The following is a 26,464-nucleotide window of genomic DNA, read 5'->3' on the forward strand; positions in this document are numbered from 1 at the left end:
ACCCCGCCTGCCGTCAGCCGGCCCGAGGCCGTGCAGCCGGGCCTCGTCGGCTGCACGGCCTCGGGCCGGCACTGGCCCGGGACTGCATGTCTTCTACGGGAGTTGCTTTTTCTCGGCGTAGTAAGCGTAGGCGAAACTGCCCTTATCAGAACCGCTCACAGCGGCCTCGAAGCTGACGGGACCTGGCTTGGGTACGTCAATGCTTCGCTGAAAAATAGAGCCGTCGCACGCCTGGGTGCCCGCGGCTGATGGCACTTCCTTACCGCCGACGGAGAATTTCAGCGCGATCTTCGCATTACCCGTGCACGTGAACGCGAATGTCACGCTCAGCACACCTTCAGGAGTACTGGGATGGGTATTCCCGAACTGCGGTTGCAGCCGACCGGACCCGCCAGCGAGAGACTCTCTGCTGACGAAGGATCGCTCCAGAACAGCCGTACGGTCAGCGGCACCGCTCCCCGGCGTCGCCGTCGAAGTTGACCCGATCGCACTCGGACTCTGCGAAGGTGAGCCGGACTGTTCGCTCGGGCTGCACGCCGCCGCACAGAACGCTGCGGTGGCCACGAGGCACAACACTGCCCTCTGATCCGCTCCCCTGACCCGACTCATGAATTCTGCCGCCCGATCGACATGTCCCCCTTGCGCGGAGCCAGGACGACGATGGTCTTCTTCTTCACGTTACAAGGCGGAGCGATCCACGTCTTCACACCCGTAAGCTTCCAACCGACCTGACCGAGCACAGCCCGGTAACCCCTGGACGTGGTGTTCGTGTCGTTGACGGTCTGAGTCCCGGTCCACGTCCAGGCGTTGCTGATCTTGGTGTCGACACTGACCTTGGCCTTGGCCAGGACGGCCCCCGCCTCCGCCTCGACGCTGCCGCCGATGTCCCACGTAAAGGTATGGCTTCCGGTCACAGTCCACGACACCGTCTGACGCGGCAACAGCCACGTCGATTGCGGCCTTCTCTTGTCCGCCAAGAAGTGCGGCTTTCCCTTGACCTTGTATTTCGGCGGATCGTTCACCTCCGGACAGGCCATCGCACTCATGTCGCCCTTTCCGGAATTCGGTTGAGCCGGGAGCCCGTCCCCCTCGAACGAGAAATCGACCGTGTCATTGACCCCAATGACACGCCCGTCATCCAGAACGATCTTCGCGTCCTCGGGCGGAAGGGCCTCGTCCACCGGAGAAGCGACGCCCACTCCGGCTCCTGACAGCAGCATGGCCCCAGCGGCGAAGAGAGGTATTGCAGTGCGCACTACAGCGCGGTCCATTGTGCCCCGATTCAATGCGTGTTGTGAGGCGACTCTTGGTCAAGGAGTCGCAGGCAGGCCACCTCGGAGTTATTGCAATTGGGTGACGTGCGCACGCCATTTCTACCGGAAGGAGACCTTGAACCACAACGGGCAGTGATGTGGATCACGCTGAATTAATTGAGGTTTGCATTGTTAGGGATCGAGGGGACTGAGTGGAAATCTCAAAGAAGCCTCAAATGTCGACAAGGGCTATGCAAGGACAAGCACGGGCGAGCTCCTGCATGATTGACGTCGGCGCGCGTCGACGGGTAGGGCTGGGTGCGGTGTTCGCACTCTGTCGCCATCGGCCGCAGAAGGCCCACCCATCCCCGGTCTGTTCAGAAATTGCACGGTAGGCGCCCACCATGGCGGCGCCGTTGCTCATCCCGGTCATGCTGACGAGTCTGCGAGGACCGGTCACCCCTGCCTCCGTGGACGGCCGGAACGTGGGAAGAAAGATTACCCCCGCTCGTGATCAGCACGGGAGATATTCCTTTTCCAAATTCCCGAAGACCTGGGCCTCTCCTGATCTGTCAAAATGGCGTGGCACGGTCGCGAGCGGCTCGGGCAACAATTACGCGGCGAGCAACACCCGAGCCCGTTCGTTGAAGTCGGCGACCAAGGGGTGAGTACCGAAGGGCACCATGCGGCGCTGTACGTCTTTGACCGCGTCAACGCAGCGCGAGGACTTGACTCGGCGAGCCAAGTCAAGCGTTTTGAGGCTTGCCGAGTGGGCGGCTTCGAGATCGCGATTTTGGAGATGCGATACCGAAAGTGCAGCTTGTGACATTGCCCCGCGCCGTGCACGGTTCTGCGCGCGGGCGTAGCCGATGGACTGGCGTGCGTGCTCCGCGGCATGGTCCGACTGGTTGAGATCGCGGAAGGCGTTCGCGTGCTCGCCGTGCAGGTACGCCCCATCAATGAACTTGGCCCACTCTGGTTCTTCGGCAGGGTCCACCCGAGAGAAAGCACGCTCCGATTGGTTCACCGCCCGTGCGGTTGCTGACGCTTCCCCAAGGACTGCGAGAGCCCGCGCCTCTAGCGCCCACAAGTCCGCGAGACAGGCGGGGGACTCCGCCCGAGCAAGCCCCTGCCGGCCCGCTTGCGCCAGTCGTCGACCTTCCTCCGGGTTGCCCGTCAGCGTCGCCTGATCCGCCATTCCTGCGAGGCCATGCGCACCCAGGGGGGCGTCTTTGGACTCTTCGGCGAGCCGCAACGCCTGGATCAGGTAGCGCTGTGCCGTTCCGTGCTCCCCGTTGTCGAAGGCCATCCACCCCAACAGATAAGTCTGTTCAGCGGTTGCTGCACACAGCGCACGGCGGACCTTCTCGGAATGCGCACGACGGAGCAAGGGATACACGTGCTGATTCAGGTACTCCGTCAGCACCAGGCGACCCGAGCCCCCGCCTTGCATGACGTCGATTTCCTGGAAGGCTCCGAACATGTTCCGGACGCTGGTCACGTCCTCCAGCCGTACGCGTGGGCCGGGCTCCGGCTCTTGGTCAAGCGTGTTGAGTAGCCAGTCCCGCGACGGGCCGATACCGGCAGCCACCGCGAACGGTGACGCCGCGAGGAACTTCCTACGATCCATGTCCGCTCTCCCAAGCTCGGTCACTGACTGGAGCGTCACCGCCCAAGATGGGCTGTGCGCCAGCGGCCGGTCAAGGTCCGGCGCTTCCTCCAGGCCGAGGTCATATGTCGTGATGCGTCGGCCGAATTGACCCGAGAACACGGCCGCGGTGATCCCTGGTAGCGGAGCACGCGGGGCATTTCCGCTTCTGTCAAGCCCACATGGGTACGCACTGAGAGTGTCCAGTTTGGCCGGACCGCTCGGCGTACCGTGGTTGTAAGGGAAGGTGGACCCATGGCAGCGGCACTCGCAGACAACGTTCGCAAGTACCGGCGGGCAACGGGCCAGAGTCAGGAAGACCTGGCGCAATCGTCCGGGCTGTCCGTGCAGACCATCCGGAAGGTGGAACAGGGCGGCGAGGTACGTACGGACACGCTGCACGCAGTCGCGCGTGGGCTGGGAATCGAGACGGCTGTGTTGTTCGTTGCCGGCTCACCAGCCCCCGTAATCGGTGATGAGGCGACGCGCCGGAACTTGGTGGAGCTGCGTAAAGCACTCATGCCCCCGGTCGGACTCGCGGCTCCGGTTGCTGCCGTGGGCGAGCCGAGCGACTTGGACGCTCTGCAACGCCGTATCGGGGACTGTCACGCGCTGTACTGGGCCGACCGTTACGACTCCGTGGCGAAGAAACTGCCGAACCTACTGCGAAGCGCAGAAGTGACCGCAGCGGTTCTGGAGGGCGATGAGAAGCGCTCAGCGGTGATCGCCCGGACCCATGCCCTGTTGCTTGCTGGGAAGTACCTCACTCAAGTACGGCAATACGATCTCGGCTACCACGCTCTGGCAGAAGCCATTCGGCTTGCCCGCGAAGCAGGGCAGACCCTCACGGCAGGAACCGGCATCGTCGGCATGTGTTGGTTGTTGCTTCGGCAAGACCGATTCGACGAGAGCGAACAACTTGCCACACAGACCGCCGAAGCTATGGAACCGCGTATCTCCGGAGCGACATCCGGAGCGCTAGCAGTGTGGGGTGAGCTGTGGTTGCGCGTGGCGTCCGCAACCGTACGGAACAACAAGCCCGACGTTGCGCGCGAAGCCCGCCGGATGGCCGGAACCGCCGCCAGCGCTCTCGGCACGGAACACAACAGCTTCCCCAACCACTGGGGAGGGTTCGGCCCGGTCACCGCCGAGATGAAGGCGACCGAGGATCTTGCACTAGTGGGTGACGCTCGCGGTGTGCTTCGCCGAGCCGATGAGGGGCTTCTTGGCAGTAAAGGGCTTAGCAACCTGGGCAAACCGACGGCTCCCAACTGGGGCAGGCACCGCCTTGACGTGGCTCAGGCGCATGTCCGGCTCGGGTCACACCAGGACGCCATGACAGAGCTTGTCGGGCTCCGCAGCGCTTCCGGCGCATGGCTCAAGCATCAGCCGATGGCGCGCTACATCATGGGGGACGTACTCAAGTCGCGTAAGCGCACCCTCACGCGGGACATGCGGGACATGGCTTCTTACTTGGGGGTTGTCGAGTAGGTACTGCTACGTAGCGTGGTAGTTACGTCGTCACATTCCGCGAACTACCCTGAACAGAACGTGGTCTGATAAGCCGTCACGGATTTACGGTCGTACTCCCGCCCCACCTGGAAACACGGGAGATCAGACCATGAACCGAAGCCCCACGGGACGCGAGCGACCACGCGCGTTGTACGACGCCGTGGCCGGACTGGTGCCCGATGTGTTCTCCGTCCCGAGGCCTGAGCGGACGCAATCGGGGACGGAAGGGTGAGCGCCCCGAGCGGCAAGACCCCGCCGGAACTCGGCGACCTAGTGCACGACAGCGGCATGGGGAAGGTGGGCGAATTCCGCGGAGCCTGGGCGGGGAAGTGGCTCATCCGTCCTGTACTTGGCGGAACTGAGTGGGACGCGGAACCCGAGAACGTACGCCCGGCGGACCAGACCGAGCGGCTGAGTGCCCGGACCGCGCAGGCCAATGCACGTAGTGCCGGAGCGTTGCTGTGAAGCGCTTATGCGTGTGGCTCGCCCTCAGCACAGAGACCGCTGAAGTTCTGTTGCGACTCCGCCTCCCTGGTCTCGTTTGGGCACTGATAAAGCGCCCCCGACCCCGCCGAGCGCTCATGTCCGAGCTGCAACGGCTAGAGGCGGACCCCAAGTTCGTCGCCGAGTGGCGCGCGACCCTTGACGACCAGTGGGGACAGTGCGGGATTGACCAGGCGTTCGGCGAACTCGTCCGCGTTCTGTTACGTGAGGACGGCCCGGCATGAACAATCCGCGGTACGTAGCCGAAGTGTCGGCTGGCGACCAGCGCCGAGCGGTCAGTCTCGGCGGCTATGCAGCCCGTCCCGTCGGCTCGCGCTCCGATGGTTGCGAGGGCAAGCCGAACGCATCGCGGACGCACTCGACCCCGACCCCCGCGCCCCGTGGCTGTCCAGAGCCCCGATTCAGCGGGTGACCCTCCCCTTGCCCGACGCGCCAACCGACTTACGGCAATGGGCTCGGGATCCCGGATGCCAGAAAGCGGCATTGGAACGGCTCGCGCTAGGCCTGCCCGTCGAACTCCTCACGCGAGACCACACCGGCTGGTACTGCCTCACAGCTCGCCCCCCCGACCGGGGCGGGCAGCCCACGCCCCTACTGACATACGGAGGAACGTTGTCCCGCCGCACGAAAGCCGAAGTTGAAGCCGCACGCGGCAAGGTCCCCCCCCACGAGAGTTAGGAACGCAGCATGACGACACTCATTGAGGCCCCCACCAGGAAGCCGTTCGCGGGGCTCAACATGCTTGAGCTGGAGATCACCGGTAAGTGCCAGCTCTCGTGCACACACTGTCTCTCTGATTCCAGCCCACAAGCCACGCACGGTGAGATGACACCGGCGGACTGGCGAACGGTCATCATCGACGCTGGGGCGCTCGGCATCCCCCAAATCCAGCTCATTGGGGGCGAGCCGACCGTTCACCCGCAGTGGCGCGAGTTCACCGAGCTGGCGCTTTCGCTCGGGCTCGGCGTACAGGTCTACAGCAACTTGTTCAACGTCGCGTGGAACTGGTGGAAGGTGTTCGAGCGGGACGGGGTGACGCTCGCGACCAGCTACTACAGCAACGACCCCGACGAACACGACACCATCACGGGCAAGAGGGGCAGCTACGACCGCACCCGCTTGAACATCGAGGAAGCCGTTCGGCGGGGTATCAGGGTTCAAGTGGGGATCGTGGACGTTCTCGACGGCCAGCACGTCGCCGAAGCCCGCGCAGAGCTGGAAGCCCTGGGGGTGACGCGCATCAATGTGGACCGGGTGCGGGCGGTCGGCCGTGCCTCGCTTCCGGGGCAGGCTCCGAGCTTGGGCGAGCTGTGTGGGAAGTGCACGCGAGGACGGGCAGCAGTGCTGCCGAACGGGGATCTCGCCGGCTGCGTGCTCGCGCGGAACTTCCCAGCGGGCAACGTCCGGGGACGACGGCTCGCAGACTTGCTCGGCGGCTCGAACTGGGCGGCACTCTCCGCGAGCATTCCGCCCTCCGGCGTTGCTGACTGCACCCCCGCTGACTCAAGCGACTGCGACCCGGCCAAAACGACTGCGTGTGACCCCGCGTACTAGGAAGGCTGGACATGGATTGGGAGCAACACGCGGTTCGGCTCGCCGACCAGGTGACCGACCCGGATTCCCGTTGGCTCGCCCCCGTCGCGCGGACCGCTCGGCATGAGCTGGTGCCGCGTTGGTGGGAAGCGGACGAACACGGTGTGTGGGTACTGCGGGACGGGGCTGCCGATCCTGCGGCATGGATGAAGGCTGCCTACTCGGATCGGTCATTGGTCACGCGCGTTGGTCCGCTGCACGCCGACCACGCCAAGCCCGGCGACCACCCCGAGGGGCTGCCCACATCATCAGCGACGTTGCCGAGCCTGGTTGTCCGGATGCTGCGCCACGGTCGGCTCGGGGACGGGCTGGACCTGTTGGACGTAGGTACCGGAGCGGGCGGGCTCACCGCGTACGCCGCTCGCCGGATTGGCGACCGACACGTGACGAGTGTGGACGTAGACCGATATCTGACGAGCGCGGCAGCCGAACGGCTCGCCCGGATGGGGCTGCACCCGCAGTTCCTCGCCGTGGACGCCACGGCAACGATTCCGGGGACGTACGACCGAATCATTGCAACCGTCGCTTTGCAACCTGGCCCGGGGCTCAGGACCATGCTCGGCGCACTCCGCGAGGGCGGACGGCTCGTCACAACGCTTGCTCGAACGTCGCTGATCCTCACCGGATGGAAGCACGCGAACGGCGAAGTGGTTGGGCGTATCGAACGGGACACCGCCGGATTCATGCTCACCCGCAGCGGCGAGGACTACCCGCCCGCACTGGCCGGGCTGTTCGCGCTCGCGCGGGAAGCAGACGGGGACGAGACCAGCACGGGCCGCTATCCCGTGCTGGACGTAGCCAATGCATGGGAAGTCCGGTCCATGCTCGAAGTCACCGCACCAGGTACCGAACTTGACTTCCGTCAGGACAGCAACCGCCGGACCGCCTACCTGGTCCACCCGGACGGTTCATGGGCCCGAGCGTCCGCCGAGCGGTTCGAACCGCCCACGGTTCATCAGGGCGGACTGCAACGACTCTGGACGGTCCTGGAGCGCGTCCGGAACCGGCTCAATGTCGAGGGCGGGCTACCGCTCTACGGCTCAAGCGCCCGAATCACCCCCGATGGGGTGTGCCACTTGTCCCGCGGGAAGTGGCGCGCGTCGATGGGCGACCGGTAGGACCCTGCCCGCTCGTCCTGGACCCGTGAACTTGACGCGCGGGCGGAACCCGGTGCCCCGTCCCTCTGCCACCCCTTCCATGGGCAGTCGGGCGGGGCTTCGTTCATCCCTGCCCGTGCTCGTCCTCGCGGGCGGGCTCCACGACGAAACTTCCCCGGCCCCACTCGGTCCGGATGAGCCCTCGTTCCCGGAGCACCCGCACCGCTCGCCGGGCAGTCTCACGCGCCACCCCGAAGCGGCGAGAGCACCAGAGGTCCGGGAACGACCCTGTGGGCTTGCCCCGAGCACGCAGCGAGCGTCACCCCCGGCCCGATCCCCGGAGAGCTGGACAGCTCCGCGTAAGCAGCGCGCAGAGAATCAGCCCCGTTCGGCCACGTGCCGGACGGGGCTTGCGACCCCGTCAGCCGGCTCGCAGTACCGACGCCACGAGCGGGCCCGCCGCGTCGCCGCCGTGGCCGCCCGATTCGACGGATGCCGCGGCTGCCACGTCGTTGCTGAAGCCGGTGAACCAGCTGTTGGACTTGCCCTGGCCGGCGACCTCCGCCGAACCGGTCTTGGCGCCCTTGTCGCCGCCGACCGATGCCATCGCCTTTGCGGCCGTGCCCCAGGACGCCGTCTGCCGCATCATGCCGACGAGTTGGCTGTGCGCGGTCGGGGAGAGGGAGCGGGAGACGGTGGCCAACTGCCGGTCGTCCAGCGAACGCGGCACGATGACCGGCTGGTGGAAGGTGCCGGCCTTGGCGGTGGCGGTGACGGACGCCATGTTGAGGGCGTTCATCTGTACGGTGCCCTGCCCGATGTACTGGGCCGCAGCCTCGCCGCCCGTCGCCTCCCGTACCGATCCGTCGGCCGTGACGATGCCGGTCTGCCAGTCGAGGCCGAGACCGAAGACCTCGCGCGCGGTCTTCGGCAGCGCGGCGTCGTCCTTGGTGTCGTCGATCAGCTTGATGAAGGCGGTGTTGCAGGAGCGGGCGAAACTGGTGGTGAAGGTGCCGCTGGGGATGTCGAAGTTGTCGAGGTTGTGGAAGGTCCGGCCCTGGTACATCGCCGTCTTCGGGCACTCGGCCTTGCGGTCCGCCCCGGCCAGGCCCTTCTCCAGCAGCATCGCCGCCGTCACGATCTTCATCGTGGAGCCGGGTGCCTGCTTGCCGAGGACCGCCGCGTTGTAGCCGTCGGTGCGGTTGTTGGCGACGGCGAGTATCTCGCCCGTACTCGGCTTGACCGCGGCGACCGATGCCTCGCCGTACTGCTTGACCGCCTTCTCGGCGGCCGTCTGTATGCCCGCGTCGAGCGTCGTCGGCAGCTTGCCCGGCTTGCCCTTGGTGAGGGTGAGGAGGGTCCGGGCGGGCACTGCGCTGTCTGCCCCCTCGATCGCCAGCTCGATGCCGGGCTTGCCGCCCGCCTTTTCGCCGTACTTCTCCCGCAGCGTGTCCAGGACCGGGCCGAGCGACGGGTACTTCTCCTTCGTCAGCTCGGCGCCGTTGCGGTCGACCGCCTTGATGGGCGGCGCTGAGGCCTCGCCCGTCTTCAGCGTCTCGCCGTCCTTCAGGTCCGGGTGGACCACGGCCGGCTCCCAGTCGACCAGGGCCTTGCCCGTGGTCAGGCCGCGTACGACGGTCAGCTCCGACTCGTACGAGAGCTGCTTGCTCCTGCCCTTGTACGTCACCGTCGCCTCGGCGGTGAACGGCACCGTCGCACCGGCCGCCGTCCCCGGCGTCAGCTTCACCTTGCTGATGTGCGCCTCGTCTCGGTACGCGAGGAGCGCGGGCCCGGCGGCCGCCGCGTTGTCGGTGAGGGCGGCCGCGGCGTCGGCCTCGCCCTTCGACCAGGCGGCGAAGAAGTCCTTCGAGGCCTGCGCGACCTCGTCCGCGCTCGGCGGCCCGGTCTTCTTCGGCGCCGAGGCGCTCTTGATCTCCGTACCGCCACCGGTCTCTTCACTCACCATGGAGTACGCGCCGTAGCCCACGCCCCCGGCCACGACCAGAAACACCCCGCCGACGACGGCGACTTTCGCTCCACTGCGCATGATGTGCAGTCCCCTCCCCAGGAGTCCCCTTGAACTGAACATGTTCAAGAAGTTGCTGTATCGCACCCTACGGGACGGCAGTGATACCTGGGGTGAGCGTTATGGGAACGCGACGGTCGCCCGCGTCACACCCACGTGTCGAGCCAGATGCGGTCGCGCCACTCGTCCATCGGGAGCGTCTGGCCGGTGTAGATCGGCCAGAAGTAGATGAAGTTCCAGATGATGAGCAGCACGAGGACCCCTGAGCCGACCGCACCGACCGCGCGGCGCCGCTCGTCCGAACCCGGTGGGCCCAGCAGTGCGCCGATCATCATTGCCACCGCCAGGCACAGGAACGGCACGAACACGACGGCGTAGAAGAGGAAGATCGTCCGCTCCTGGTAGAAGAACCAGGGCACCCAGCCGGCCGCGATCCCGCACGCGATTGCCCCCGCCCGCCAGTCGCGCCGGAACGCCCACCGCCACAGCACGTACAGCACCGCGAAACACGACGCCCACCACAGGAGGGGGGTGCCGAGTGCCAGGACCTCCTGGGCGCATTCGCGGGCCTCGGTCGCCGGGCAGCCTTCCTTGCCGGGCTTCGGGGACTCGTAGAAGTACGAGACCGGGCGGCCCAGGACGATCCAGCTCCAGGGGTTCGACTCGTACGTGTGACCGGACGTCAGATTGACGTGGAAGTTGTAGACCTCGGTCTCGTAGTGCCACAGGCTGCGCAGCCAGTCGGGCAGCCAGGTCCAGTTGCCGCCCTTGCCCTCGGCCTCGGCCCAGTTCCGGTAGTAGCCCTCCTTGGTGACGATCCAGCCCGTCCAGGAGACGACATACGTCACGAAGGTGACCACGACCGTCGAGAGGAAAGCGGGGGTGACGTCCCGCTTCAGTACCGCGACGTACGGCCGCACCGCGCCCGCCGTCCGGCGCGTGCCCACGTCCCACAGGACCGTCATCAGACCGAACGCCGCCAGGATGTACAGCCCGTTCCACTTCGTGCCGAACGCCAGTCCCAGGCACACACCCGCCGCGATCCGCCACGGTCGCCAGCCGAGGCGCAGCCGCTCCGCGACCTCGGAGTCCGGGCGTAGGACGCCCTCGTCGTCGTACGGGAGAGCCGCCGCCAGTTTTCGCCGCGCCCAGTCCCTGTCGATCAGCAGACAGCCGAACGCGCCGAGGACGAAGAACATCAGCACCAGGTCGAGCAGCGCCGTACGGCTCATCACGAAGTGCAGGCCGTCCACGGCCAGGAGCGCGCCCGCCAGGCAGCCCAGGAAGGTCGAGCGGAAGAGGCGGCGCCCGATCCGGCACAGCATCAGCACCGACAGCGTGCCGAGTACGAACACCATGAAGCGCCAGCCGAAGGGCGTGAACCCGAACATCGCCTCGCCGAGTCCGATGACCCACTTGCCGACCGGCGGATGCACCACGTAACCGGGGTCCGTCGGGACGGCCACCCCCGACGGGTCGTCGAGAACGCGCTCGTCGATGTCCTTGGGCCACTGGCCCTCGTACCCCTGGTTGATGAGAGCCCAGGCGTCCTTCGCGTAATACGTCTCGTCGAATATCACCGCCTCGGGCTCGCCCAGATGCCAGAAGCGCAGCAGCCCGGCGACGAGCGCGATCAGCAGCGGACCGCCCCAGGCCGCCCACCGCACCAGGTGCCCGGCAAGCACCGGCGGCACTCCGAGCACTCTCCACAGGTGGGTGCCCGGCTTGCTGTACGGCGGCACGAGGCGTTCGCGCAGACCGATGACCGGCCTGGGCGCGTAGCCGAATCGACGCAGCCGTTGCTGCCACGACGGCGGCTGCTCCCCGGGGGCCCTGCCCTGCTGGGCTTCTGACGCAGTACTGGTCACCGCGCCATCGTAGGGAACGCTTCTGTGCGCGTCGTCCGTCCGCCCTGGGAGGATGGCTCTTGTGACTGGAACGACTGGAACGACTGGAACGACCGGAACGCTCGTACTCGCGGGAACCCCCATCGGCGATGTCGCCGACGCACCCCCCCGCCTCGCCTCGGAGCTGGAGAGGGCCGACGTCGTCGCCGCCGAGGACACCCGGCGGCTGCGCCGCCTGACGCAGGCGCTCGGGGTGCAGACGACGGGGCGTGTCGTGTCGTACTTCGAGGGCAACGAGTCCGCCCGTACGCCGGAACTGGTGGAGGCGCTGGAGGGCGGCGCCCGGGTGCTGCTGGTCACCGATGCGGGCATGCCGTCGGTGTCCGACCCCGGCTACCGACTGGTCGCCGCCGCCGTCGAGAAGGACATCAAGGTCACCGCCGTGCCGGGCCCCTCGGCCGTACTGACCGCCCTCGCCCTGTCCGGCCTGCCCGTCGACCGCTTCTGCTTCGAGGGCTTCCTGCCGCGCAAGGCGGGCGAGCGGCTCGGCAAGCTCCGCGAGGTCGCCGACGAGCGCAGGACGCTGGTGTTCTTCGAGGCCCCGCACCGCCTCGACGACACGCTCGCGGCCATGGCCGAGGTCTTCGGCGACGAGCGGCGCGCGGCGGTCTGCCGTGAGCTGACCAAGACGTACGAAGAAGTGAAGCGCGGCCCGCTGAAGGCGCTCGCGGAATGGGCGGCCGAGGGAGTACGGGGAGAAATCACCGTCGTCGTCGAAGGCGCCCCGGAATCCGGACCGCAGAATCTCGACCCGGCGGAACTGGTGCGCAGGGTGCAGGTGCGCGAGGAGGCGGGGGAGAGGCGCAAGGAGGCCATCGCGGCGGTCGCCGCCGAGGCGGGGCTGCCCAAGCGCGAGGTGTTCGATGCCGTCGTGGCGGCAAAGAATGCGGCACGGACGGGCTCCGCGGGCGGTAAAGGACTATCGTAAAAAGTCAAAGTACTGAGCGTGCACCGGGCCTTTCTCCATGGAAAGGCCAAGACCGTTCCATAACTCGACAGGACCCGATGCGCTCCCGCCGTAAAAGGCGTCCACTGGACCAGTGGAAAGGAGCTGGCATGAGCGAGATCGCTGACACCGCCGGCACAGGAATCACCGCTCACGAGGCTTACGCCTTTGCCTGCATGCGGTGCGGGCACGGCTGGGAGCAGGATTACGAGATCCACCACCACGTCGACGGCGCGGGCCACGAATACGTGGTCTACACGGCCGACGGGGAACGGGTCCCCTCGCCCCTGTCGAAGCCGAAGTGCGCGAACTGTGGCTACCACGTCGTGCGGATCATGCGGCCGGGGAAGATCCAGTCGATCCGGGACATGGTGCGGGCGGCCGTGGTGGACGCTCCGCTGGCGGGCCCCCTCGTGGGGCCGACGGGACCGGCCGAGGAACCCCCGGGGCCGGTACGCATTCAGCACCACTGGCACCTCTCGGATCTGCTGCATCCCTTCCAGCACCGCAAGTAAGGGACGGGTCGCGGTTTTCGTACGATCGTGACCATGAGCCCCAAAGACGCACCTCCGCCGCTGCCCGAGCCGCTCCGGGCGGCGGTCGCCGATTCGCACACCCACCTGGACATGCAGGACGGCACGGTCGACGAGGCCCTGACGAAGGCCGCGGCGGTCGGAGTCACCGCCGTCGTCCAGGTGGGCTGCGACGTCAAGGGCTCCCGCTGGGCGGCCGAGACAGCGGCGGCGTACGACAACGTGCACGCCGCCGTGGCTCTGCACCCCAATGAGGCTCCGCGCATCGTCCTCGGCGACCCCGACGGGTGGTCGCGGCAGGGGGCGCGGGCCGCGGGCGGGGACGCCGCGCTCGACGAGGCGCTCGCCGAGATCGACCGGCTGGCCGCGCTGCCGTACGTGCGGGGCGTCGGCGAGACCGGGCTCGACTACTTCCGTACGGGGCCCGACGGCATGGCCGCCCAGGAGCGGTCCTTCCGCGCCCACATCGAGATCGCCAAGCGGCACGGCAAGGCGCTCGTCATCCACGATCGCGAGGCGCACGATGATGTGCTGCGCGTCCTCGACGAGGAAGGCGCACCCGAGCGGACCGTCTTCCACTGCTACTCCGGCGACGCCGCGATGGCCGAAATCTGCGCCCGTAAGGGTTACTTCATGTCCTTCGCCGGAAACGTGACCTTCAAGAACGCCCAGCCGCTGCGGGACGCGCTCGCCGTCGCGCCGCTCGATCTCGTACTCGTCGAGACCGACGCTCCCTTCCTGACCCCCGCTCCGTACCGCGGACGGCCTAACGCTCCGTATCTCATTCCGGTCACGGTGCGCGCGATGGCGGCGGTGCGGGGCATCGGGGAGGACGTCCTGGCGGCGGCACTGGCTGTGAATACGGCACGCGCGTTTGATTACTGAGTCCGGCACCGAGTCCGACGGAAGGCGACTTCGCGACACTGCGTAGTCGAATCACTTTGGAGAGTGACCAAGGCTCCGCTAGTGTCCCGGCCCGCAGCGTCATCAAGAGTGGAGCGGACCGGACCTCTGGAGCGTCGTGAGCAATTCGCAGGGCAGTCACCGCACGGTGCGGGGAGGCGGCGGCCATGGCCTGGCGGCCGGGACGGCGGAGACGGCCGAGTACGGGGAGTACGGCGAACATCGCGAGTACGGCGGTTACAGAGAGTACGGGGACTACGGGGAGTACGGCGGGTGCGTGGAATGCGCCGAGGAGGCTGCGTACGCCGCGTATGCCGCGCATGGCGGCTACGAGCGCGAACGCGGCGGGTACGCGCCGCAGTCGCCCCCCACGTACGACACCTACGCGCCGGCGTACGAGCTCCAAGAGCCGCTGCTGCCCCGCCAGAGCGCAGGCCCCGAGCCGGTGGCCGAAGGCTGCGGGGGCAGGGCCGAGGCGCGGCGGGCCGCTCGTCGCCGCAAGGACGCCGAGCGGCCCGACACGCTGCGCCGGCTCGTTCCGCAGGCGCTGGTGGTCGCGTTCCTGGCGGGCGGTACATCGGCGTTCGTCGCCAGCGACAAGGCGGTCGAGCTCAGCGTCGACGGCGTACCCCGCACCATGCACACCTTCGCCGACGACGTCACCGAGCTCCTTGAGGACCAGGGCGTCGAGGTGGGGGCGCACGACGTGGTCGCGCCCGCCCCCGGCGCGGAACTGGTCAGCGGCGACGAGGTCGTCGTCCGTTACGGCCGCCCCGTGGCGCTGACCCTGGACGGGCAGCGGCGCCGGGTGTGGACCACCGCCCGTACGGTCGACGGCGCACTGCGCCAGCTCGGGGTGCGCGCGGAGGGCGCGTACCTCTCCGTCTCGCGCTCCTCCGAAATCGGGCGCAACGGCCTCGCACTGGACGTCCGTACCGAGCGGGCCGTGACCTTCATGGCCGACGGGCGCGAGCGCACCATCCGTACGAACGCCGCGACCGTCGGGGAGGCGCTGGCCGAGGCGGGCATCAGCCTGCGCGGCGAGGACACCACCTCCGCGCCGGCCGACAGCTTCCCGCGCGACGGGCAGACGGTCACCGTGATGCGGATCAAGGGGTCGAGGGAAGTGCGGGAGGAACCGATCCCGTTCGAGACCGAGCGGACGGAGGACGCGTCGCTCTTCAAGGGCACGGAGGTCGTCGTACAGGCGGGCGCGCAGGGGTCGAGGCGGGTCACGTATGCGCTGCGGACCGTCAACGGCGTCAAGCAGCGGCCGAGGAAGATCGCCGAGCACATCGCACGGGAGCCGGTCACCCGGCGCGTGAAGGTCGGCACGAAGCCGATGCCGACGTCTGTGGCGGGCGCGGAGGGGCTGAACTGGGGCGGGCTCGCCCAGTGCGAGTCGGGCGGCCGCCCCGGCGCGGTCGACTCGACGGGCAACTACGGCGGCCTGTACCAGTTCGACACCCAGACCTGGCAGTCGCTCGGCGGCAGCGGGCGCCCGCAGGAGGCGAGCGCGAGCGAGCAGACGTACCGGGCGAAGAAGCTGTACGTGCAGCGGGGGGCCAGCCCGTGGCCGCACTGCGGCGGGAGGCTGCGGGGCTGAGGGGGCGTGGGAGCGGTGGCCTTGGGGTCGGGGGCGACCCCTTCTCGGATGCCGTGCTCGCGCCGTTCGGCCCCTGGGCGCCTGCCGGGCTTCGTGCGGCTGCGCCAGCCTCCGTCCGTCGGGGGTGGCGTGGTGCGGTGGCTTCGGGTCGGTGCCGTGCTGGGGCGTCTCCTCGGGTGCCGAACGGGCGGGGGGTTGGTTTTGCGCCGCGCACGCTGTGTTCGGCACCCTGCGGGGAGCGCCCCTGCACGCCCCCTCCCGCACCTCGGCGGGCGAGGCCGGGGGACCGCCTCCGGGTGGGCGAGGTGGGTGCCGGGGGCCTTTACGCTTGAGCGGTGAGCACCACTGAGCCTTCTGAGACGCCTCCCGAGCCGCCCCTGCACGACCTGCTGGGTCCCGCCGACATCCGGGAACTCGCGGCGGCGCTCGGCGTACGCCCGACCAAGCAGCGCGGTCAGAACTTCGTCATCGACGCCAACACGGTCCGCCGGATCGTACGGACGGCCGGGGTGCGGCCGGACGACGTCGTCGTCGAGGTCGGCCCCGGCCTGGGCTCACTGACGCTCGCGCTGCTGGAGACCGCGGACCGTGTCGTCGCCGTCGAGATCGACGACGTACTGGCGGGCGCACTGCCCTCGACGATCGCCACGCGGATGCCCGCCCGGGCCGACCGCTTCGCCCTCGTCCACTCCGACGCGATGCACGTCACGGAGCTCCCGGGCCCGCCCCCCACGGCGCTGGTCGCGAACCTCCCGTACAACGTCGCGGTCCCCGTCCTGCTCACCATGCTGGAGCGCTTCCCGACCATCGAGCGGACGCTGGTCATGGTCCAGGCGGAGGTCGCTGACCGGCTCGCGGCCAGGCCGGGCAACAAGGTGTACGGAGTGCCTTCCGTGAAGGCGAACTGGTACGCCGAGGTCAAGCGGGCGGGGGCGATCGGCCGGAACGTCTTCTGGCCCGCCCCGAACGTCGACTCCGGCCTCGTCTCCCTGGTCCGCCGCACCGAACCGATCAAGACCACGGCCACCAAGGCGGAGGTCTTCGCGGTCGTCGACGCGGCGTTCGCGCAGCGGCGCAAGACGCTGCGCGCGGCGCTGTCGGGCTGGGCGGGTTCGGCGCCGGCGGCGGAGGCGGCGCTGGTCGCGGCGGGCGTTTCGCCCCAGGCGCGTGGCGAGTCGCTGACGGTGGAGGAGTTCGCCCGTATCGCGGAGAGCAAGGGGGCGGGCGCATGACGGAGACCACGGGCACCACGGTCACGGTTCGGGTTCCGGCGAAGGTCAACGTCCAGCTGGCGGTGGGCGGCGCGCGCCCCGACGGCTTCCACGACCTGGCGAACGTCTTCCTGGCGGTCGGCCTCTACGACGAGGTCACGGTCACGCCGTCCGCCGCGCTGCGCATCACGTGCTCCGGCCCGGACGCGGACCAGGTCCCCCTGGACCGTACGAACCTGGCGGCGCGGGCGGCGATCGCCCTCGCCGAACGCCACGGCCTCTCGCCCGACGTACACATCCACATCGCCAAGGACATCCCGGTGGCAGGGGGCATGGCGGGCGGCAGCGCGGACGGCGCGGGCGCGCTGCTGGCGTGCGACACGCTGTGGGGCACGAACACGCCCCGCTCGGAGCTGCTTGCCATGTGCGCGGAGCTGGGCAGTGACGTTCCGTTCAGCCTGGTGGGCGGGGCGGCGCTGGGCACGGGGCGGGGCGAACAGCTCACCACCCTCCCCGTCGGCGGCGCCTTCCACTGGGTGTTCGCGGTGGCGGACGGCGGCCTGTCGACCCCGGCGGTGTACGGCGAGTTCGACCGTCTGACGGCGGGCACCGAAGTCCCGCCCCCGGCGGCGTCCCCGGCCCTTCTGGACGCCCTCCGTACGGGCGACCCGACGGCTCTGGCAGACGCCCTGGTCAACGACCTCCAGCCCGCAGCGCTTTCCCTGCGCCCGTCCCTGTCCGCCACCTTGGCAGCAGGCACGGCAGCAGGCGCCCTGGCAGCCCTGGTCTCGGGCTCGGGCCCGACGACGGCATTCCTGACGAAGGACGCGGACACGGCGGAGTCGGTGGCCGCAGCCCTACTGTCCTCGGGCACATGCCGCACGGCCCGGGTGGCGGGGTCCCCGGCGACGGGCGCGACGGTGATCGAGGCGGGGTAAGGGGCGCACGTGTTCCGGCCCTGGCTTTTGGGTCCGGGCCCGGATCCGGGTCAGAGTCGGGACTGCGGCATCCACTGGGGTACCCCGGTCCAGCGACCGCCGCTGCGCCCGACTCACAGGCCCGACCGCCGAAGCGGACCGGCCGCGCCAAACCGCCTGGGGGCGGCCCTCTGGGACGATCCCGCCGGGCGGGCGGCCGCCTACGGTGTCCGGCCGTCCGCCTGGGACGAGCCCTGGGACGAGCCCGCTGGGACGGGCCCTCCGGGACGAGCCTTGGGACGAGCCCTCCGGGACCAGCCCTCCGGGCGGCCGCCGCCGACGGCGTCCGGCCGTCCACCGGAGACCTGTAGCTCTCGACGCTCCCCCTCAACGGGTGGGCGGGGTGGGGCAGGGCCCGGCGCGCAGCGCCGGGGGAGCACCCACCGGGCCGCACCCGCGCACGGCGTTCAGAAGCGCGCGCTCCGCCTGACGTACTCAGGCGGAAATGAGTACCGCAGCCCTGCCGGGCGACGCCGCGGCGGCGAGAACGTACGCGCATGGGAAACAGCGTTCGCGAGCTCGCCGACCAGACGCCCGCCGGGCGCGACCGGTACACAGACCTCCTCCGCGTCGCCTCACTCGGCACCGTCGTCGCGGGCCACTGGCTCATGGCCGCCGTCACCGCCGACGGCAACGTCGGCAATCTCCTCGCCGTCGTGCCCGAGCTCCAGCTCCTGACCTGGGCGTTGCAGGTCATGCCCGTCTTCTTCTTCGTCGGCGGCTTCTCGCACGCCCTGTCCTACCGCTCCCTGCGCCGCAAGCACCCCGCAGGGACTTCGGTGTATTCCCTCTTCCTCCGCGCCCGCCTCCAGCGCCTCCTGCGCCCCACCATGGCCTTCATCCTCCTCTGGGGCGCCGCCGCACTCGCGCTCCAACTGCTCGGGAGCGGAAGCGGTTTGACCGGGGTCGCCCTGCGGCTCGTCGCGCAGCCGCTCTGGTTCATCGGCATCTACCTCGCCATGGTGGCGTTCACCCCGCCCCTGCTGAAGCTCCACGAGAGGTACGGGTGGGGCGCTTTCGTGGCGCTGGCCGGCGCCGCCGCCACCGTCGACGTACTGCGCTTCGCGCTCGACGTGCCCTACGTCGAGTTCCTCAACTTCGCCTTCGTCTGGCTCGCCGTGCACCAGCTCGGCTTCCTGCGCGCCGACGGTCGCATCCGGATGCCGTCGGCCCTCGCCCTGACCGGCCTGGCCGGCGCCGCAGCCCTGGTCGCCTTCGGGCCGTACCCGCTGAGCATGGTCGGGATGCCCGGCGAGAAGGTCAGCAACATGGCCCCGCCCACCCTCGCGCTCCTCGCCCACGGACTGTGGCTGGTCGGCGCGGTAGAGCTGCTGCGCGCCCCAGGCGCACGCCTCGTCGCGCGGCCCCGCGCCTGGCGTGCGGTCGTCGCCGCGAACGGGGTCGCGATGACCGCGTTCCTGTGGCACCTCACCGCGATGCTCGGCGTGTACGGCGCCATGCTCGCCCTGGACGTGCCCCTGCCCGTACCGGCGAGCGCCGCCTGGTGGGCGCAGGTGCCGCTCCGGTTCGCCGCCGCCGCGGTGCTCACCGCGCTCTTCGTGGCGGCCTTCCGGACCTTCGAGCGCCCGAAGCCCACCACCCCCGCACAGGCCCTCGCCCCACGGCCGGGCCGCCTGGCAGGGCCGGCCGCCGCCATCGGCATCACGCTCTGCCTCCTCGGCATACTCGGCCTCTCGATGGTCGGCTTCGGCGACCTCCTCGAAGGGCGTACGGCGATGCTCATAGCCGTACGTATCAGTGCGCCCGCCGCGGTTGTGATGGCCCTGGCGGGCTGGCTGCTGGTGGAGACCGCGGGCCGGGCCCCCGCACGCCTCCGGGCCCGTACCCCGGCCCTCTGACGACCGGGGCGTCGGCAGGGGGCGGAGGGCGACTACGCTTGAGCGTCTATCCCTTTCCCGTCCCTGGAGCGCGCACCAATGGCCGTCAACCTGGTCAATGTCGAGGCAGTCAGCAAGGTGTACGGAACTCGTGCCCTGCTCGACGGCGTGTCCCTCGGCGTCTCCGAGGGGGACCGCATCGGTGTCGTCGGCCGCAACGGAGACGGCAAGACGACCCTCATCCGGATGCTCGCCAAGCTGGAGGAGCCCGACTCCGGCCGGGTCACCCAGAGCGGCGGCCTGCGCCTCGGTGTGCTCACCCAGCACGACTCCCTCGACCCCGCGGCCACCGTCCGGCACGAGGTCATCGGTGACATGGCCGACCACGAGTGGGCGGGCGACGCCAAGATCCGCGACGTACTGACCGGGCTCTTCGGCGACCTGCATCTGCCGGGCTTCGAGCAGGGCCTCGACACGGTCATCGGGCCGCTCTCCGGCGGTGAGCGCCGCCGGATCGCGCTCGCCAAGCTGCTCATCGCCGAGCAGGACCTGATCGTCCTCGACGAGCCCACCAACCACCTCGACGTGGAGGGCATCGCCTGGCTGGCGAAGCACCTGCAGGCACGGCGCTCGGCGCTCGTCTGCGTCACCCACGACCGGTGGTTCCTCGACCAGGTCTGTACGCGGATGTGGGACGTCCAGCGCGGTGCCGTGCACGACTACGAGGGCGGATACAGCGACTACGTCTTCGCGCGCGCCGAGCGCGAGCGCATCGCGGCGACGGAGGAGTCCAAGCGGCAGAACCTGGTGCGCAAGGAGCTGGCCTGGCTGCGGCGCGGCGCCCCCGCCCGTACCTCCAAGCCGCGCTACCGCATCGAGGCCGCCAACGAGCTGATCGCCGATGTGCCGCCGCCGCGCGACACCTCCGAGCTGATGAAGTTCGCCAACGCCCGGCTCGGCAAGACCGTCTTCGATCTGGAGGACGTGACCGTCCAGGCCGGGCCGAAGGTGCTGCTGAAGCATCTGACCTGGCAGCTCGGCCCCGGCGACCGCGTCGGTCTGGTCGGCGTGAACGGCGCGGGCAAGACCTCGCTGCTGCGGGCGCTGGCCGAGGCGGCCCGTACACAGGGCGACGCCCAGCCCGCCGGCGGCAAGGTCGTCGTCGGCAGGACCGTCAAGCTCGCGTACCTCTCCCAGGAGGTCGGTGAACTCGACCCGAGTCTGCGGGTGCTTGAGGCCGTTCAGCGCGTACGCGACCGCGTGGACCTGGGCAAGGGCCGGGAGATGACGGCGGGCCAGCTGTGCGAGCAGTTCGGGTTCACCAAGGAGAAGCAGTGGACGCCGGTCGGCGACCTGTCCGGTGGCGAGCGGCGGCGGCTGCAGATCCTGCGGCTGCTGATGGACGAGCCGAATGTGCTGTTCCTCGACGAGCCGACCAACGACCTCGACATCGAGACGCTTACGCAGCTGGAGGACCTGCTGGACGGGTGGCCCGGCTCGATGGTCGTCATCTCGCACGACCGGTTCTTCATCGAGCGTACGACCGACAAGGTGTACGCCCTGCTGGGCGACTTCACGCTGCGGAACCTGCCGCGCGGGCTCGACGAGTACCTGGAGCGCAGGCAGCGGATGATCGAGGCCGCGGTCCCGGCTCCCGCCGCCGCGCCGGTCAAGAAGAAGGCGTCGGGAGACACCCGCGCCGCCCAGAAGGAAATGCAGAAGATCGAGCGGCAACTCGGGAAAATCTCCGAGAAGGAAGCGAAGCTGCACACCCAAATCGCCGACAACGCCACCGACTTCGAGAAGGTCGCTCTCCTCGACGCCGAACTGCGCGAACTCGCCGGTACGCGCGATGAGCTGGAGACGCGCTGGATGGAGCTCGCGGAAGACGCGTAGCAATGTGCCAAGTCGAATAACGAGCGCATCACAGGCCGGTCCTCCCTTGGGAACAGGGGCGGACCGGCCCCTCGTTCGAAGGGGCTCAAGTGATAGAAAGAAGCCCCGCTCGACTGACGTAGATCTGCGGGGCTCAAAGCCCGATTCGCTCCTTTCTGGGGGGATTACGCCACCGGAATTGCGGGGGAGATCGAACGGGCGGCGGTCCCGTGTGAAGAGGTAAGTGCTGATGTCTCAGCCGCCCAACCAGCCGCCGCAGGGCGGCTTCGGAGCCCCCCAGGACCCCCGGCAGGGAGTCCCTCAGCCGCCTGCCCAGCCTCCGCAGATGCCGCCTGCTCCGCCCGGCCCGCCGACGCCGCCCCAGCAGCCGCAGGCTCAGCCCGGCCAGCCGCAGCCCGGGTACGGCTACCCGCAGGCACCGCCGCAGCAGGCACCGCAGCCGGGGTACGGCTACCCGGGGCAGCCCGGTCAGCAGCCCGGCCAGCCCGGTCCGTACGGTCAGCAGCCCGGCCAGCCCAACCCGTACGCCCAGCAGCAGCCTTACGGGCAGCAGGCACCGTACGGCGGCTACCCCGGCGCACCCGTCCCGGGCGGCAACGGCGGCGGCAGCCCCTTCAAGGGCAAGCCCGCCGTCATCATCGGCGCGGCACTCGCCGCGGTACTGGTGATCGGCGTCGGCGTCTGGTTCGCCACCAGCGGTGACGACAGCGGCAAGAAGGAGCCCGTCGCCGGCGAGAGCAACGACAACAAGCCCACCGGCGGCCCCTCCACCGATTCGGGCGACGACTCCGCCGGCGGCCGCGACGCCGACGACGACCTCAATGCCGGCCGCCAGGCGGGCGAGTCCAAGGTCCTGTGGCTGCAGAAGAACGACGTCGACGTGCCGCGCAACGGCTCGGACGTGTACGGGCCGTGGTTCGCCGGCGACCTCGTCGTCAAGGCCATGTACAAGAAGGTCGCGGCGTACAACACCGCCGACGGCAAGGAGAAGTGGAACCTCCCGCTCGACACTGAGATCTGCGCGGCGCCCGTCAAGGCCGCGGACGACGGCAAGATCGTCATCGGTGTCAAGGACGGCACCACCGACAAGGCCAAGTGCAGCCAGCTCCAGATGATCGACCTCAACACCGGCAAGGCCGGCTGGAAGAACGAGGTGAAGAAGGAGGGGCTGTTCGACCTCCTCACCGACATCACCATCGCCATCAGCGGTGACGTCGTCACCGCGGGCCGCACCGGCCACTCCACCGCCTTCAGCCTCAAGGACGGCAAGCAGCTGTGGGGCAAGCTGGAGGGCAACTGCCAGCCGTACGCCTTCACCAGCAGCGACAAGATGATCGCCGCCGCGGCCTGCTCCACCGGTGAGGCCGCCAAGGTGCACCAGCGGATCCAGGAGCACGACCCGGCCACCGGCAAGGTCAAGTGGTCCTACCCGCTGGCCCAGGGCTGGGACGTCGACAAGGTCTACTCCGTCTCGCCGCTGGTCGTTTCCGCGACGAACCGCGAGAAGAAGAGCTGGAGCGTCATCGCCCTGACGGACAAGGGCAAGCTGCGCTCGCAGATCGACGGCGGCAAGGACAAGTTCCAGCCGCAGTGCGGCGGCTCATTGATCATCTTCGGCAGGAACCTCGAAGGCTGCACCGGCGTCGCCGCTGACGCCGACAGCTTCTACATGGCGACCGAGGAAAAGACGAGCGGCACCGAGCGCACCAACGAGGTCGTCGCCTTCGACCTCGGCACCGGCAAGCCCAAGTGGCGTTCCGCGGCGGGCGCCGACCGCACGATGATGCCGCTGCGGATGGAGGGCGGGGACGTCCTGGTCCACATGAAGGCGTCGTACGACAAGGGCGGCGCGCTCGCGACCATTTCGCCGTCGGGCGGCAAGCCGAAGATGATCCTCCAGAACCCCACCTCGACGGCCGAGATCGAGAACGGCTTCTTCTCGCAGAAGGTCGCCTACGTGGATGACCGGCTGTACGTCGTCAGTGGTCGCGTCAGCGCGCCCAACGACGAGGAGGAGAAGGAGGCGAAGACCATGATGGTCTTCGGCAAGTGACGGCTGTGACTGAGTCCCGAGTCGTTTTCAAGTCCCCTTCCCCAGAGGTACGTACGCCATGACGCAGCCACCGCCCCCGCCGCCCAACGAGCCTCCGAAGGGCGGGTTCGGCGCTCCGGTGCCGCCGCCCGCCGGCGGCTTCGGCGCCCCCACGCCCCCGCCCGCCGACCAGCCGCAGCCCGGCTACGGCTACCCGCAGGCACCTCAGGCCCCCCAGGCACCGCAGACGCCGCCGGGCCCGCCGCCGGCCCAGCCGGGTCAGCAGCCCGGTTACGGCTACCCAGGTCAGCCGGGCCAGCCGGGCCAGCCGGGCCAGCCGGGCCAGCCGGGCCAGCCGGGCCAGCCGGGCCAGCCGGGCCAGCCGGGCCAGCCGGGCCAGCCGGGCCAGCCGGGCCAGCCGGGCCAGCCGGGCCAGCCCGGCCAGCCCGACCCCTATGGCCAGCAGCAGGCTTACGGGCAGCAGGCGCCGTACGGTCAGCAGCCTTCGCCGTACGGTCAGCAGGCGCCGTACGGTCAGCAGCAGCCGTACACCTACCCCCAGGGCATGCCCCCGCAGGGCGGTGGCGGCGGCAGGCTCAACACCACGACGGTCGTCATCATCGCGGCAGCCGTCGCACTGGTGCTGATCATCGCCGGCGGCATCTGGTACGCCACCAGCGGCGACGACGCCGGCAAGGGCGACGAGACCAAGGGCTCGTCCGCCGGCACGACCGGCGGCGGAGGCGGCGGCGGTGACGAGAAGCCCGCACCCGACGGCGCGGGCAAGGAGGAGAAGCCTGCCGATGTCGCGGCCAAGGTCCTCTTCGAGCTCCCCGCCCCGGTGGTGAAGGAGTCGGTCGCCAGCGTCAAGGGCTCCTGGATCACCGACAAGGCGTACGTCAAGAGCGGCCTCAGCGAGGTCGTGGCGCACGACTTCGACAAGGGTGCGGAGCTGTGGTCGATCCCGCTCTCGGGCGAGGTCTGCGCGGCGTCGCGTCACGTCACCAAGGACAACAAGACCGCGATCGCCTTCGCGGGGCCGAAGCAGTCCGGCCAGCAGTACGCGCAGTGCACCGAGGTCGGGGTGATCGACCTCGACGAGGGCAAGCTGATGTGGCAGAAGTCGATCAAGGAGGGTGACGAGAAGATCACCTTCCAGGAGATCACGATCGGCGGCGACGCGGTCGGGGCCGGCGGCTTCAGCGGCGGCGCCGCGTTCGACGTCGCCACCGGCAAGGTCCGCTGGCAGCCGGAGGCCAACGCCGAGCAGTGCCGCGATGTCGGCTACGCCGGCGGCGAGGCGCTCGCCACCGTGCGCAGCTGCGGTTCGGCCAGCGCCCCCCAGCTCTCCATCGAGTACCTGAACCCGAAGGACGGCACGCCGCTCGCCAAGTTCAAGATGCCCGCCGGCGTCGAGAACGCGAGCATCGTCTCCACCAAGCCGCTGGTCGCGGCCGCCGACGTCGGAAAGACGGCGGGCGACGGCAGTGGTGTCACCGACTTCTTCTCGATCGACGAGAAGACCGGCAAGCTGAAGGCCAGGATCGCGGCCGACGCCGAGAAGTACGAGCCGAGGTGCCGTGACACCGAGGGCTGCACCAAGGTCGTCGTCGGCAACGGCAGGATCTACCTGCCGACCGAGGAGCACGAGGGCAGCGGCGGGGGCGGCGCCCGTACGAACGAGATCGTCTCCTTCGACCTCACGACCGGAAAGCCCACCTCCGACCGCGCCGACGCGGGTGAGCGCTACACGATGCACCCGCTGCGCATGGACGGCGGCAACATCATCGCGTACAAGTGGCCGCCGTACGACAAGGGCGGTCAGATCGTGAGCATCAACGGCGGCTCCATGAAGCAGACGGTGCTGCTGGAGAACCCGGTCGGCGGCTTCAACAGCTCGACGTCCAGCTTCACCAAGGACGGCACCGAGTACCGGTATGCCGACGGCCGCCTGTTCATGGGGTCGGAGCTCATGAGCAAGCCGAACGGAAGCTACAAGCGCTACCTGGCGCTCGGGTTCGGCACGCACTGACCCGCTGACCCCGCTCGACCCGCCAGGCCCATCTGGCAACAACGGCCCCGGCAGTGGTACACCTCCACTGCCGGGGCCGTCCCATGTCCCCCGGACGTGGCAAGTAGTCCTGAAACGCGGGGAATTCGGCAATCCGGGCGGCTTCTCACCAGTAAGGGGCGCGCAACGTCGAACAAGCGTGTAGCTTGCCGGGGCAGGAGGGCCGGGGGGCCAGCTCCAGGGGTGTATGGGGGGTTGCTCGATGGGCGTGCGGCTCATGGTGGTCGATGACCACCGATTGCTCGCCGAGGCGCTCGCCTCGGCACTCAAGTTGCGCGGGCACCGCGTACTCGCGGCGGCCGCTCCGACCTCGGGGGCGGCGGAGCTGGTGGTCAGCAGAGCACCCGAGGTGTGCCTGTTCGGTACGGCAACACCCGCCGGACCAGGGGTTTTCGACCCGATCGTACGCATAAAGCGGGAACGCCCGCAGATCGCGGTGGTCGTACTCGGCCCGGTGCCGAACCCGCGCGGGATTGCCGCCGCCTTCGCCGCCGGCGCATCCGGTTACGTACGCCACGACGAGCGCATAGAGGGCGTCGAGCGCGCCATGGTGAAGGCGCGTGCGGGGGAGGCGGCGGTGGCGCCGCAGCTGTTGCACGGGGCCTTCGCCGAGCTCCTCAACCCGGCCGCGCAGCCGGACGACGAGGGGCAGCGGCTGCTCCAGATGCTCACCCCGCGCGAGGTCGAGGTCCTGATGCGGGTCGCCGACGGCGAGGACACCCGGCTGATCGCGGCCGGCATGGGAATCGCGCCGAGCACGGCCCGTACGCACGTCCAGCGGGTCCTGATGAAGCTGGGCGTCGGCTCGCGGCTGGAGGCGGCGGCGCTCGCCGCGCGGACGGGGCTGCTCGACCGGGCGGGGGTGAGCGCCGCGCAGGCGGACTGACCTTCATCCGTGCTGCTCCGCCATC

Annotated in this window: 19 protein-coding genes and 1 pseudogene; 15 read left to right on the top strand and 5 right to left on the bottom strand. The window is 69.3% G+C overall.

Annotated elements, in window-relative coordinates; genetic code table 11:
* Nucleotides 1-93: 93 nt before the first annotated feature.
* From J7I98_RS40790 to J7I98_RS06445, 3 genes and pseudogenes are all read right to left on the bottom strand, one after another.
* Nucleotides 94-324: a hypothetical protein gene (locus J7I98_RS40790; protein ID WP_251020195.1), complete on the bottom strand. Its 231-nt coding sequence runs from the start codon at nucleotides 322-324 to the stop codon at nucleotides 94-96.
* A gap of 281 nt (nucleotides 325-605) precedes the next feature.
* Nucleotides 606-1,199: a hypothetical protein gene (locus J7I98_RS06440; RefSeq protein WP_308377688.1), complete on the bottom strand. Its 594-nt coding sequence runs from the start codon at nucleotides 1,197-1,199 to the stop codon at nucleotides 606-608.
* 667 nt (nucleotides 1,200-1,866) lie between these two features.
* A pseudogene (locus J7I98_RS06445) lies at nucleotides 1,867-3,066 on the bottom strand (transcriptional regulator); the annotation flags it as partial.
* A gap of 90 nt (nucleotides 3,067-3,156) precedes the next feature.
* Between J7I98_RS06445 and J7I98_RS06450 the strand changes: the two are divergent.
* The 4 genes from J7I98_RS06450 (at nucleotide 3,157) to J7I98_RS06465 (ending at nucleotide 7,628) form a co-directional block, all read left to right on the top strand.
* Nucleotides 3,157-4,392, top strand: a complete 1,236-nt coding sequence (locus tag J7I98_RS06450; RefSeq protein WP_214919590.1) for a helix-turn-helix transcriptional regulator — start codon at nucleotides 3,157-3,159, stop codon at nucleotides 4,390-4,392.
* Nucleotides 4,393-4,641: 249 nt separating this feature from the next.
* On the top strand, nucleotides 4,642-4,878 hold the full coding sequence (locus J7I98_RS06455; protein WP_214919591.1) for a hypothetical protein: 237 nt from the start codon (nucleotides 4,642-4,644) through the stop codon (nucleotides 4,876-4,878).
* Nucleotides 4,879-5,604: 726 nt separating this feature from the next.
* Nucleotides 5,605-6,471 carry a radical SAM protein gene (locus J7I98_RS06460; protein WP_214919592.1) on the top strand — a complete coding sequence of 289 codons (867 nt, stop codon included), beginning with the start codon at nucleotides 5,605-5,607 and terminating at the stop codon, nucleotides 6,469-6,471.
* A gap of 11 nt (nucleotides 6,472-6,482) precedes the next feature.
* Nucleotides 6,483-7,628, top strand: a complete 1,146-nt coding sequence (locus J7I98_RS06465; RefSeq protein ID WP_214919593.1) for a methyltransferase domain-containing protein — start codon at nucleotides 6,483-6,485, stop codon at nucleotides 7,626-7,628.
* A gap of 400 nt (nucleotides 7,629-8,028) precedes the next feature.
* Here J7I98_RS06465 and J7I98_RS06470 read toward each other — a convergent pair whose 3' ends face one another.
* Nucleotides 8,029-9,654, bottom strand: a complete 1,626-nt coding sequence (locus tag J7I98_RS06470; protein ID WP_214919594.1) for a penicillin-binding transpeptidase domain-containing protein — start codon at nucleotides 9,652-9,654, stop codon at nucleotides 8,029-8,031.
* 125 nt (nucleotides 9,655-9,779) lie between these two features.
* On the bottom strand, nucleotides 9,780-11,501 hold the full coding sequence (locus tag J7I98_RS06475) for a dolichyl-phosphate-mannose--protein mannosyltransferase (protein ID WP_214919595.1): 1,722 nt from the start codon (nucleotides 11,499-11,501) through the stop codon (nucleotides 9,780-9,782).
* A 61-nt stretch (nucleotides 11,502-11,562) separates the two neighbouring features.
* On the opposite strand from J7I98_RS06475, the gene rsmI reads away from it, so the two are divergent.
* The 11 genes from rsmI to J7I98_RS06530 all read left to right on the top strand — a co-directional run bounded on the left by rsmI (nucleotide 11,563) and on the right by J7I98_RS06530 (nucleotide 26,439).
* Nucleotides 11,563-12,468 carry a 16S rRNA (cytidine(1402)-2'-O)-methyltransferase gene (gene rsmI / locus J7I98_RS06480; protein WP_308377689.1) on the top strand — a complete coding sequence of 302 codons (906 nt, stop codon included), beginning with the start codon at nucleotides 11,563-11,565 and terminating at the stop codon, nucleotides 12,466-12,468.
* A 128-nt stretch (nucleotides 12,469-12,596) separates the two neighbouring features.
* Nucleotides 12,597-13,001 (top strand): hypothetical protein, encoded by a 405-nt coding sequence (locus tag J7I98_RS06485; protein WP_214919597.1) that lies wholly within the window; start codon nucleotides 12,597-12,599, stop codon nucleotides 12,999-13,001.
* Between the two features lie 33 nt (nucleotides 13,002-13,034).
* Nucleotides 13,035-13,904 (top strand): TatD family hydrolase, encoded by an 870-nt coding sequence (locus J7I98_RS06490; protein ID WP_214919598.1) that lies wholly within the window; start codon nucleotides 13,035-13,037, stop codon nucleotides 13,902-13,904.
* Nucleotides 13,905-14,334: 430 nt separating this feature from the next.
* Nucleotides 14,335-15,528, top strand: a complete 1,194-nt coding sequence (locus J7I98_RS06495) for a ubiquitin-like domain-containing protein (protein WP_374225083.1) — start codon at nucleotides 14,335-14,337, stop codon at nucleotides 15,526-15,528.
* Between the two features lie 335 nt (nucleotides 15,529-15,863).
* Nucleotides 15,864-16,760, top strand: coding sequence for a 16S rRNA (adenine(1518)-N(6)/adenine(1519)-N(6))-dimethyltransferase RsmA (rsmA, locus tag J7I98_RS06500; protein WP_308377690.1), 897 nt, complete (start codon nucleotides 15,864-15,866; stop codon nucleotides 16,758-16,760).
* Nucleotides 16,757-17,677, top strand: a complete 921-nt coding sequence (locus J7I98_RS06505; protein ID WP_214919599.1) for a 4-(cytidine 5'-diphospho)-2-C-methyl-D-erythritol kinase — start codon at nucleotides 16,757-16,759, stop codon at nucleotides 17,675-17,677. The genes rsmA and J7I98_RS06505 overlap by 4 nt, the downstream gene beginning before the upstream one ends.
* A 536-nt stretch (nucleotides 17,678-18,213) precedes the next feature.
* Complete coding sequence (locus tag J7I98_RS06510) at nucleotides 18,214-19,575, top strand: acyltransferase family protein (protein ID WP_214919600.1); 1,362 nt, start codon at nucleotides 18,214-18,216, stop codon at nucleotides 19,573-19,575.
* Nucleotides 19,576-19,653: 78 nt separating this feature from the next.
* Nucleotides 19,654-21,450, top strand: a complete 1,797-nt coding sequence (locus J7I98_RS06515; protein WP_214919601.1) for an ABC-F family ATP-binding cassette domain-containing protein — start codon at nucleotides 19,654-19,656, stop codon at nucleotides 21,448-21,450.
* 229 nt (nucleotides 21,451-21,679) lie between these two features.
* Nucleotides 21,680-23,503, top strand: a complete 1,824-nt coding sequence (locus tag J7I98_RS06520) for a PQQ-binding-like beta-propeller repeat protein (RefSeq protein ID WP_214919602.1) — start codon at nucleotides 21,680-21,682, stop codon at nucleotides 23,501-23,503.
* Between the two features lie 58 nt (nucleotides 23,504-23,561).
* Complete coding sequence (locus J7I98_RS06525) at nucleotides 23,562-25,514, top strand: PQQ-binding-like beta-propeller repeat protein (protein WP_214919603.1); 1,953 nt, start codon at nucleotides 23,562-23,564, stop codon at nucleotides 25,512-25,514.
* Nucleotides 25,515-25,755: 241 nt separating this feature from the next.
* Complete coding sequence (locus J7I98_RS06530) at nucleotides 25,756-26,439, top strand: LuxR C-terminal-related transcriptional regulator (protein WP_214919604.1); 684 nt, start codon at nucleotides 25,756-25,758, stop codon at nucleotides 26,437-26,439.
* Nucleotides 26,440-26,464 lie beyond the last annotated feature (25 nt).

The sequence above is a fragment of the Streptomyces sp. ISL-98 genome (assembly GCF_018614055.1).
Taxonomy (GTDB): Bacteria; Actinomycetota; Actinomycetes; order Streptomycetales; family Streptomycetaceae; genus Streptomyces; species Streptomyces spiramyceticus.